This window comes from Nocardiopsis coralli (genome assembly GCF_014892575.1).
In the GTDB taxonomy this organism is placed as follows: domain Bacteria; phylum Actinomycetota; class Actinomycetes; order Streptosporangiales; family Streptosporangiaceae; genus Nocardiopsis; species Nocardiopsis coralli.
The window spans coordinates 1-10,041 of sequence record NZ_JADBGI010000046.1 but is presented as its reverse complement, the minus strand read 5'-3'; the positions used below and the strand labels follow the sequence as shown (position 1 = coordinate 10,041).

The following is a 10,041-nucleotide window of genomic DNA, read 5'->3' as shown; positions in this document are numbered from 1 at the left end:
CTTGTCTCGGGCCGGAGTTCAACCGGGCCCCACCGAGGTCGACGGAGCATCTCCAGACCTGGGTCCAGTGGTGCGGTGCACGCTGGGGCGGCGACTGCCGCGACGGCACCGTCGAGGCCCACCGCCCACCGCCCACCGCCAACCACGCACCGGGCACCAGGCTTCGTCTCTGGAGAATCTCCACGGAATGCCCACCGCACACCCTTCGCATGCGACCGCATGCCAGCGCATGCCCGCCCATGGCAGCCAGCTCTGGCCCCACCGGACCGGGATCACACGTGAGCCTGCGCGTGACCCGAGCGGCCTGACAGCGGCTGTTCCCAGCGGTTGATAGTGCTCAATTGAGCACCTGAAAACGTTTTTGGTGCCTAATTGAGCACTACCAACGACACAGAACCGGACACCTGCTCCACCGAGCACACCAGCGCCGCCCGCAACCAGGGATGGCCGGTGGCGGACTCGCCCGCAACCCGCCCGGAGGCCACCGCCGCACACCGGCCATCCCTGGGCTGAGCCTTGGCCGGGAGTGCGCGGGGCCCGTGAGGCCATCCGCACACGTGTCACCCCCGAGACTCAATGCCCTGCCGGGAGTGCGCGGGGGCGTGCCTGTGCCGTTGCCGTTGCTTGTGCCGTTGTGCATTCGCAGGAGCGAGCCACCACGCACACACCTGGACCGTTGGTCGCAATGAAGTACCCCTGGGGGTGAGCCGTTGCCGTTCGCCCTTGATCCCGTTCCTTCGGGCTGGCCGGGGCCTCGGGGGAGCGGGTGGTTCGTCGAGGTGGGTCGGGTCAGCCCGGCGAACAGGGCCGGAACGCACACCCCGAGGCGCCCCGATCAACCACGCAGAAAGCCGTCACACTCCAACCAACCAGAACTGTCGGGGGTGGCGCCGACGCGGGTTGCGAGCAGGCCCGGCCGGGCTAAGATCCCGGCCCCGACGAACCACCACCCCGAGGCGACACCACAGAACCCAGCCCGCAAAACACCACCCAGGATCTTTCGCCCGAGGTGCTCCGGGACCCCACTGACCGCGCCTCCGAACGCACCCCGGCCTGCCCCGCAACCTGTATGTCTGTTCGTGGTCGCCCCGGGGCCGGCCGGCAGGGGGTACCTGTGCTTCTGCCTGCCCCGGATCCCGGTTACGGGTTGGGGCCCTCGAGCTCGAAGATCTCCGCGAGCCCCTGGTAGGAGTTCAACCGCGCCTGCGGGTCGTAGATCATCGTCGAGATCATGAGCTCGTCCACGCCCGTGCGCTCGACGAAGTCCTCGATCTGCGGCTTCACCGTCTCCTTCGACCCCACGAACGAGTACCGCAGCATCGAGTCCAGCTGCTCCTTCTCGCCCGGACGCCACTTCGTGTCCAGGCTCGAGGGCTCCACCGGCGGCGCCAGCAGACCGCGCGAACCCCGCAGCGTTCCGAGGAAGGCCGTCTGCATCGTCGTGAACAGCTTGCGCGCCTCGGCGTCGGTGTCGGCGACGAACACGTTCACACCCGCCATCGAGTACGGCTTCGGCGCCTGCTCCGACGGCTGGAACGTCGCGTTGTAGACCCGCAGCGCCTCGTGCAGCGCCTGCGGGGCGAAGTGCGAGGCGAACGCGTACGGCAGTCCGAGCTGGGCGGCCAACTGCGCGCCGAACAGGCTCGAACCAAGGATCCACAGCGGCACCCGCAGACCCTCGCCCGGAACCGCGCGCACCGGCTGGCCGGGGACGGAGGGCTCGAAGTAGGCCTGCAGTTCCTGCACGTCCGAGGGGAAGCTGGACGAGGCGGTGTGGTCGCGGCGCAGCGCCCGCATCGTGCGCGGGTCGGTGCCCGGCGCGCGGCCCAGACCGAGGTCCACGCGTCCCGGGTAGAGGGACTCCAGGGTTCCGAACTGCTCGGCGATCACGAGCGGCGCGTGGTTGGGCAGCATGATCCCGCCCGACCCGATGCGGATCGTGGACGTGCCCTCGGCGACGAACCCGAGCGCGACCGACGTGGCGGCGGTGGAGATGGCGCTCATGTTGTGGTGCTCGGAGAACCAGAAGCGCTTGTACCCCCAGCGCTCCAGGTTCTGCGCCAGGTCCCGGGCCGAGCGCAGGGACTCGCCGGGCGTGGAGCCTTCGGAGACGGAGGCGTGTTCGAGCACGGACAGTGCGACATCGGACGGCATGTGGAGGCCCCTCCCGGACGGTGAAGTTCGATGTTCGACGAACATCGAACTACGACGGTACACTCGGGCCTCTGCACACACAAACGCCACGTCGGGTGCCCGCCGCCACACGGCCGGGGCCGTGAGAGGAGGCCGGGTTTGGCACCCAAGGCACACCGTCACCCCGACATCGACGACGTGGAACTGGTCACCGTGCTGTCCGCGTTGGCCGAACCGACCCGGCTGCGGATCGTGCACATGTTGGCCGTGCACGGGTGCAGCCGCGACGGCGCCCACGGCGGTCTCCTCGAGGGCGAGCGCGCGTGGAAGGACCTCGACCTGCCCATCGCGCAGTCCACGCTCAGCCACCACCTGCGGATCCTGCGCGAGGCCGGGCTGTTGCGCAACCGCACCGAGGGCACACGCTGCTTCATCTCCCTGCGCACCGACGAGCTCGATGAGCGCTTCCCCGGGCTGCTGGGCACGGTGCTGACCTGTAACGACCGCTGACGCGGGCCGGGGGTCCATTCCCGGTTCCGGAGGCAGCGTGCTTGCGACAACTGTCGGTGCCAGGTGTCAAACTCTCCGTCACTCGCCCGCGACAATGCGCTGGGCAGAACGAAGCGGAGGGCCGCGCGATGCCGAAGTACGACGGGCAGACGTCCATGTGTCTGCAGTACATCGAGATCGGCCGCAAAGAGATCCTGCGTGAGACCGAGGCCGACCGCATCCTGAGGACCCTGGAACGGCGGGGTCTCGTGGTCACCTCTCGGCAGGAGGAGCGGATCCGATACTGCGACGACCTGGACGTCCTGCGAGCGTGGCGGATACGGGCTTCCGGGGTCGACGCGGTCGAGGGTCCCAACGGACTGGCCGATCGCCTCATGCCCGTTGACCGCTACCGGTGGGCCAGCGAGTTCGCCCGGAGGTACGTGGGCCTCGGCCGGGCCTGGCAAGAAGCTCAACAGGACGGCGACCGGGGCGCGGTGGTCGGCCACATGCTGACGGCGCTCCGGCTGCGTGCGTTGGCGCCCTCCACTGAGCAGGAAAGGCGCATCCGTTCCTGCCAGGACCTGGACGTGCTGGAGGGGTGGGGGCTGCGGCTCTTCGAGATCGAGACGGTCGACGACCTGTTCGTGTGATCGAGAGGCCCGGAGGATCTTGCTACTGGAGCCAAGATCGGCGCTGAACCCGGCTCTGGTAGCAAGATCCCCGCGGGTCAGGCCTCGACGGCGTCGCCCGTGGGGTCGTCCGGCACCGGCATGGTCAGGTGCGCGCCGCCGAGCGGCCGGCTGCTCCAGTCCACCAGGTGCCACCCCGAGTCCGGGTCGCCCTCGATCGCGACCAGCCCCGTGTTGGCCAGCGGGGTGCGCTCGATCATCTCCAGGTCGGCGCCGCGCACCCGGGCGCTGGCCCACGACCGGATCGCCGCGCCGTGCGAGACCACCGCGACGTCGTCCCACCCGCGCGAGGCGATCTCCGCCAACGACCGGTCGAAACGGCCCAGGAACGTGTGCCCGTCCGGACCGCCCGGAACCCGGCGCTCCAGATCCCCGCGCGCCCACGCGAACACCGTCGCCAGGTAGGCGTGGTGGGCCTCCCGGTCCGAGGACATCTCCAGGTCACCGGCCTCGACCTCGCGGAACCCCTCGAGCGTCACCGGGTCCAGACCGAAACTGTGGGCCAGAGGAGCCGCAGTGAGACGGGTGCGTTCCAGGTTCGAGACCACGAGGGCGTCCATGGGGCGCTCGGCGAACGCGCCGGGCAGCGCCGCCGCCTGCCGCTCGCCCAGGCGGGTCAGTGCGGGGCCGGGCGGGCCGGTGTCCAGAAGGCCGGCCACGTTCGAGGGTGTCTGTCCGTGTCGGAGGAGGAAAACGCGCATACCCCCAGGCTCTCGCATCCTGCCGACCGGCAGGTGAACGGTGGCCCGAGTGTGAGACGGCTCGCGCCGGAGTACCGAAGCGCCGGAGCCGGAGGGCGGACGGGTACGCGGGCGCTACGCGCCGCCGCGGCGATTTCGTCCCTCGGCTCCCCGTGTTCCGTCGATCAGCCCCATCGCCTCGTCGGCCTCACGGCGCTCCTCCGCGCTCAGGGCGTCGGCCGCGTCGGGCGGACCGTACTGATCGGCTCGCATTTCGGCGTCGGCGATCAGCGCGTCGACACCCGCGAACTGTGCCTCCGTCGACTCGGTATCGGCCATCTGCCGGATCACGGCGTTGACGACGTAGGACGACACGTCCATCCCGGCCCGGTCCGCGTGCGACCTGACGCGCTCGGCCTCGTGCGGGTCGAAGCCGATACTGATTCTCACCTCTGCCACACCGAGATCGTAGGACGGGCACCGCGCCATGTCCGGCGAACATCGGGGAAGCACGTCGCGCCGGGTGACCGGGCGTGATCCACGGGGTTTGTGGACCCACCAGGAACGCGTGTTTCCCCCGAGCCACACCCCGGGCCTAACGTCGGCAGCAGTACGGGAAACACCCCGTTGAACTGCACCGATGCGCTCAAGAGCGGACAGGAGCACGACCATGGCCGAGCACACCCTGCAGAACAAGGTCGCCGTCATCGGAGGTGGCGAGAAGAACCTCGGCGGGCTGCTCTCCACCGAGTTCGCCCGGGCCGGGGCCCAGATCGTGGTGCACTACCACAACGACCGGGAAGCGGCCGAAGAGACGGTCCGAGCGGTCAAGGAGGAAGGCTCGCAAGCGGTCGCCGTCCAGGGCGACCTCACCGAGGTTCCCCATGTCCGGCGCTTGTTCGACCAGGCGGTGGACACCTTCGGCGGCGTCGACGTCGCGGTGAACACGACCGGGATGGTCCTGCGCAAGCCGATCCTCGAAACCACCGAGGCCGAGTACGACCAGATGTTCGGCATCAACGCCAAGGCCGCCTACTTCTTCCTGCAGGAAGCCGGCCGCAGGCTCAACGACCACGGCAAGATCGTCAGCCTGGGAACGTCCCTGCAGGCGGCGTTCACCGACGGATACTCCACCTACGCCGGCGGCAAGGCCCCGCTGGAACACTTCACCCGCGCAGCCGCCAAGGAGTTCGCCGACCGGGGCATCTCCGTCAACACCGTGGCGCCCGGACCCATGGACACCCCGTTCTTCTACCCGCAGGAGACGCCCGAACGGGTCCAGTTCCACAAGTCCCAGGGGTTGGGCGGCCAACTGACGCAGCTCGAGGACATCGTCCCCATCATCAAGCACCTGTGCACGGACGGCTGGTGGTTCACCGGCCAGACCCTGTTCCCGAACGGCGGGTACACGACCCGGTGAGCGCCGGGCCGGCCGCAAGCGGGCGCGCAGGTCCGCACGACGACACGAAGGGCGGGGCATGGGGGTCGACCTCAACAAGCTGGAGCACCTCATCGCCGTGGCCGAGGAGGGCAGCTTCACCCGGGCCGCTTCGAGCCTGCACCTGAGCCAACAGGCACTCTCCACCTCGATCCGCACACTGGAACGCGAGGTGGGCGTGCAGCTGCTCGACCGCGGCAGCACCGGACTCACGGTGCTGCCCGCGGGCCGGGCCCTCATCGAGGACGCCCGTGTGCTGCGGGGGATGGCCCACCTGGCGGTCCGGCGGGCCCGCCACATCGGCCGTGAGGAGACCGAAGCCCTGCGCATCGGCCACACCCCGGCCGTGACCGCCGACGAGATCAGCGTGCTGCTCGCCCGGGCCCGCCGCGCCCACCCCGACCTGGCCCCACAGGTCAACCAGCGCTATCCGGACGAACTCGCGGAGCAGCTGCTGGCGGGCGACCTCGACGTGGGGCTGTGCCGGGCCATGCAGCCTCCCCGAGGGATCACGCGCACGCTCCTGACCCGGCACCGGCTCCGGGTGGCAGTGGCGGCCGACCACCACTTCGCCGACCGAGCGGCGCTCTCCCTCACCGACCTCGCCGACGAGAACATCATGGTCTGGGGCAGACCCGGCCACTCCGACTACACCGACCTGCTCGTCCGGTACTGCCGCGACGCGGGCTTCGAACCCCGCATCGAGCGCAACCCCATCCAGGGGACCCCGCCGGTGACGGCGGTGCTCGACACGGGCCTCGTCGCCTTCGTCACCTCGAACCCGGGCCCCGCCGCGGACGGGGCCGTGCGGGTGCTCGAGCTGGAACCCGCGCTCTTCGTGCCGTTGCACGCGCTCTGGCACGGGCACAGCAGTTCCGATGCGCGAGAGGCGTTCATCTCGACGTTCACCGAGTGACGACAGGTTTTCATCCCGGGCCGAGGGCGGAAACCCGGGCCGGGGGTTCGGAAGCGCCCCGGACATGACAGTGCCGGAGGCCGTCGTACGGCCCCCGGCAGGTTCGAGGGAGTTCGTTCAGTTGTCGGGGGTCGGCCCAGCGGGTGTGACCGGGGAGCCACGGGGGCCGCGGACCGTAGTTGTGCGTGGTCGAGGTTCTGTCCTGGGGGTGAGAGGGGTCTTGCGGGGGCTTCTACTCGGGGGAGCGGAGGCTGGCGAGGAGGGCACCCCACTCGGGGTCGGGGAAGGAGAGGTGCCCCTCGTCCGGGTGTTGGGAGTCACGGACCCCCACCCCGGGTCTGGGCACCTGTTCCCGCCGGGGCGGCCCCGGGGCGCTCAGACGCTTGGCCTCCACACAGTTCTGCCCGGCACCGCTCAGGCTCGACTTGCGGAATTCGGGCGTTATCACGATTTGTCCCCCAGAAATTCGATGGCTCTCTCCAGAAACTCGATGGATTGATTGGCGGTCAGGCTCGCGCTGTGCGCCTCACGCCACATCGAGTCCATCCGCCGCATGTCGTCGCGCTCCTCGACGAAGACCAGCGAGGTCGGCGTCTCCGAGAAGCCGATGCTCGGGTCGGTGGTCTCGGGGAAGTCCATGATCTGGAAACTCCCCAAGGTCGCCCCGTGCATCCCCGCCTCGAACGGCAGCACGTGGATGCTCACCCTGGGGCGCCTGGCCAGCTCGACCAGGTGCAGGAGCTGGTCGTGCATCACCTCGGGGGACCCGGCGACGCGCCGCAGCGCCGACTCGTCCAGGACGGCCGCGTACTCCGGCGGGTGCTCGCGCTCCAGGATCGCCTGGCGTTCGCGCCGCCCGTCCATGTGTCGGGCGATCTTGTCCTCGGTGAAGGCGCTCGTACCGGTGAAGACCGCCCGCGTGTACTCGGAGGTCTGCAACAGGCCCGGCACGACCTGCGACTCGTAGACCCGGATGAAGGACGACTCGACCTCGAAGGAGGGCAGGTCGCCGCGGCCGTACAGGTCCTTGTACTGGGCCCACCAGCCGCGCTCGGCCGAGTCCTTGGCCAGCTGCTGCACGGTCGCCCAGGTGTCGTCGTCGAACTCGTACAGCCCTGCCAGGGCGTCGAGTTGGTCGGCTCGGATGCGCTTGAGTTCAGCGGTCTCGAGTTTGCCGAGTGTGGCCCTCGGGACACCCGTCTCCTTCGACACCGTTTCCAATGTTTTCCCGGATTCCTCACGAAGGTCGCGGAAGATGCGCGCCAACCGGCGGCGACGGATCGTGGGGCTGAACGAGGGTTTCATGTCAGCAACCTAGCAACGTTCAATCAGAGATTCTCGTGGGATGTAATTTTTGGTGACCGTCATGTCACTTCTGCGAAGTTCGATGCGGTGTGCAAGGCGTTCTCCGGGCGTGGCCCGCCGACCGGACCCGCTGTCGGGGTCGGCAGTACGGTCGTGTCCCGGGTGCTCTGTTTCGGTATTGGAATACACGCGACTTTTCGGGCGAGCGGAAACGCGTCGCCCCGATCTCCTCCCTGGAACGGGGGCTTTTGTTCGTTCTCCCCATCACCGTCACCGGCGGGTGAGCGCCCTCCCCTGGCGCAGCCCGACCGGGCGGCGGTCACCGGGGCCGACGGCCCCCGTAGCGACGTCGGCCCCGGTGCGCTGGGCGGGCCGGGAGCCCCTCTGCAAGCTGTCCTCCCGGCATCGCCGAAAGGCCGAGACGCCGTGGAGCACCACGGCGTACAGCGGCCCGGCGGGGATCGGCCCCGATGCTCCCCCAAGCACCGGGGCCACCCCTGGGTAGGGCCGTCACACCAGTACGCACCGACCGCGGCGGCCGGCCCGTCCCGTGACCGAGGAACGTCGGAGGAACCGCCGAGGCGGACACGGAGGTCTCCCTCGAGAACCGGGGCGACGGGCGTCCGTTCCCATCGTTCCCGGTCCACCGTGTTCCGCGGCGGTCCTACATCTTCCTCGGCCCTGAGTGACGGCCTGGGTCATGGCCTCCCCATGGCGACTTTCGCCGCCCTGACCATTGTGGAGGGAACCTCTTTCCCACTCCGGCGTGACGCATCACGCCATTAGTCCCCCGACATCAGCGGGAAAGAGGCCCCTTCCTCCGAGAACCCGACCCCTCGCTCGAGAGGGGGTGTCGGCTTCCCGGCGCTCATATGTCTATCACACAGGAATTCGGTCTTCGAACCCGTTGGGAAAACGTCCGCGCGGGGTTCTGGGTGTCGGATGCAATGGCAGTATTACGGCACCGCCGACGTCTGGCGGGGCAACATGATCTGCCGGAACTCAGTCAATGCTAGCCCCGGCGGCGCGCGGCTGGGGAGCGTTTCTCAAAATCACCCCGAGCCCACTGCGGGGCGCCCGTTCTCGGGGGCGATGTCTGCCCGTTCGTGTGGATTTGCGCCCGGTCGCTGTTTCCGGTGCCGCCGAACTCGGTACGATCGCAATGCCCCGCCCTTCCCAGCTCGGCCGGGGCCGCCCCCATACCCCCTCACGCTGGAGGCACCACAAGTGGTCGACGTCGGTTCCGAAGTGGGTGGCTACACCCTCGTGCGCGCGCTCGGGGAAGGGGGCTTCGGCACGGTCTTCCTCGGCGAGGACGGCCGGGGCAGACAGGGCGCCGTCAAGGTCATGCACCCCAGGCACGCCAGGGACGACGACTTCAGGGAACGGTTCGCGCGCGAGGTCGAGCTGGCACGGCAGGTCTCGTCCTTCTGCACGGCGCAGGTGCTCGAAGCCGACCCGCACGGCTCCCCGCCCTGGATCGTCACCGAGTACGTCGCCGGGAGCACCCTCGACCGGGTCATCGCCGAAGAGGGCCCCTACACGGAGAACGCGCTCTACCGGCTGGCGGTCTCCACGGCCACCGCGCTGGCGGCGATCCACGCGGTGGGGGTGGTGCACCGCGATTTCAAGCCGGAGAACATCATGGTCGCGCCGGACGGGGCCCGGGTCATCGACTTCGGGATCGCCCGGGCGCTGGAGGGCACACGTGCGTCGGCGAGCGCGCTGATCGGTACACCCCGGTACATGGCGCCGGAGCAGTTGGAGGGCGAGGACGTCACGCCCGCGATCGACCTGTTCGCCTGGGGTGCGGTCGTCGCCTTCGCCGCCACCGGGGCGGACGCCTTCGCCGGGCCCTCGCAGGGGGCGGTGATGCGGCGGATCCTCATGGACGAGCCGGATCTGGACGGGGTGACGGAGAGTCTGCGCCCGGTGGTGCAGCGGTGCCTGGCCAAGGACCCCGCCGGGCGGCCGAGCTCGCGGGCGTTGCTGGGTTCGCTGTTGGGTTACGAGGACCTGGGCGGGGGGTCTTCTGTCGGAAAGGGTGCCGGGGAAGGTGCCGGCGAGGGGCCCGGCACCACGGAGGTGGTTGATTCGAGGGCGGTGCTCAGCCACGGCGAGGGTGTGGGGACGGGGCGGATCTCGCTGCCGCCGCGGGCGCGTGAGGGGTCCGAGGCGGACCCGGACGGGGTGCCGGAGGCGGGTGCGGGTTCCGGTGTGCGTTCCGTGGACCCGGACGGTGTCGACGGTGCTGCCGGGGCCCGGTCCACGCCTGAACCGGGGCGCGTCTCGGGTGTGCGGCCCTACGTCTTCCAGGGACGCGAGTACGACGACCCGTTCGCGCTGGCCGAGGCGATGCAGATGGATTGGGGCGGGGCGAGGGCGGTC

At 69.7% G+C, this 10,041-nt stretch carries 11 protein-coding genes; 6 read left to right on the top strand and 5 right to left on the bottom strand.

All coding sequences use genetic code 11. The annotated features are described in order from the left end of the window. Nucleotides 1–372: 372 nt before the first annotated feature. On the top strand, nucleotides 373–513 hold the full coding sequence (locus IDM40_RS27560; RefSeq protein ID WP_193125007.1) for a hypothetical protein: 141 nt from the start codon (nucleotides 373–375) through the stop codon (nucleotides 511–513). A 627-nt stretch (nucleotides 514–1,140) separates the two neighbouring features. Here the strand turns inward: IDM40_RS27560 and IDM40_RS27555 are convergent. Beyond that, nucleotides 1,141–2,154 carry an LLM class flavin-dependent oxidoreductase gene (locus tag IDM40_RS27555; RefSeq protein ID WP_193125006.1) on the bottom strand — a complete coding sequence of 338 codons (1,014 nt, stop codon included), beginning with the start codon at nucleotides 2,152–2,154 and terminating at the stop codon, nucleotides 1,141–1,143. 138 nt (nucleotides 2,155–2,292) lie between these two features. On the opposite strand from IDM40_RS27555, the gene IDM40_RS27550 reads away from it, so the two are divergent. Further along, nucleotides 2,293–2,643: an ArsR/SmtB family transcription factor gene (locus IDM40_RS27550; protein ID WP_193125005.1), complete on the top strand. Its 351-nt coding sequence runs from the start codon at nucleotides 2,293–2,295 to the stop codon at nucleotides 2,641–2,643. A 128-nt stretch (nucleotides 2,644–2,771) separates the two neighbouring features. After that, on the top strand, nucleotides 2,772–3,275 hold the full coding sequence (locus IDM40_RS28490; protein WP_235998007.1) for a hypothetical protein: 504 nt from the start codon (nucleotides 2,772–2,774) through the stop codon (nucleotides 3,273–3,275). A gap of 77 nt (nucleotides 3,276–3,352) precedes the next feature. Here the strand turns inward: IDM40_RS28490 and IDM40_RS27540 are convergent, their stop codons facing one another. Both IDM40_RS27540 and IDM40_RS27535 read right to left on the bottom strand, forming a co-directional pair. After that, nucleotides 3,353–4,015, bottom strand: a complete 663-nt coding sequence (locus IDM40_RS27540; protein ID WP_193125004.1) for a histidine phosphatase family protein — start codon at nucleotides 4,013–4,015, stop codon at nucleotides 3,353–3,355. Nucleotides 4,016–4,129: 114 nt separating this feature from the next. Beyond that, on the bottom strand, nucleotides 4,130–4,453 hold the full coding sequence (locus tag IDM40_RS27535) for a hypothetical protein (RefSeq protein WP_193125003.1): 324 nt from the start codon (nucleotides 4,451–4,453) through the stop codon (nucleotides 4,130–4,132). Nucleotides 4,454–4,664: 211 nt separating this feature from the next. Between IDM40_RS27535 and IDM40_RS27530 the strand changes: the two genes are divergently transcribed. Beyond that, nucleotides 4,665–5,414: an SDR family oxidoreductase gene (locus IDM40_RS27530; RefSeq protein ID WP_193125002.1), complete on the top strand. Its 750-nt coding sequence runs from the start codon at nucleotides 4,665–4,667 to the stop codon at nucleotides 5,412–5,414. Between the two features lie 58 nt (nucleotides 5,415–5,472). Next, nucleotides 5,473–6,348 (top strand): LysR family transcriptional regulator, encoded by an 876-nt coding sequence (locus IDM40_RS27525; protein ID WP_193125001.1) that lies wholly within the window; start codon nucleotides 5,473–5,475, stop codon nucleotides 6,346–6,348. A 232-nt stretch (nucleotides 6,349–6,580) separates the two neighbouring features. On the opposite strand, the gene IDM40_RS27520 is transcribed toward IDM40_RS27525, so the two are convergent. Together IDM40_RS27520 and IDM40_RS27515 are read right to left on the bottom strand one after the other, a co-directional pair. Then, nucleotides 6,581–6,796: a DUF397 domain-containing protein gene (locus IDM40_RS27520; RefSeq protein ID WP_328807147.1), complete on the bottom strand. Its 216-nt coding sequence runs from the start codon at nucleotides 6,794–6,796 to the stop codon at nucleotides 6,581–6,583. Then, the gene (locus tag IDM40_RS27515; protein WP_268959404.1) at nucleotides 6,793–7,653 is read right to left on the bottom strand and encodes a helix-turn-helix domain-containing protein; all 861 of its coding nucleotides are present in this window, start codon (nucleotides 7,651–7,653) and stop codon (nucleotides 6,793–6,795) included. Before IDM40_RS27515 ends, IDM40_RS27520 begins: the two co-directional genes overlap by 4 nt. Before the next feature lie 1,227 nt (nucleotides 7,654–8,880). Between IDM40_RS27515 and IDM40_RS27510 the strand changes: the two genes are divergently transcribed. Next, the coding region (locus IDM40_RS27510) for a serine/threonine-protein kinase (RefSeq protein WP_193125000.1) at nucleotides 8,881–10,041 on the top strand (1,161 nt) is incomplete at its 3' end.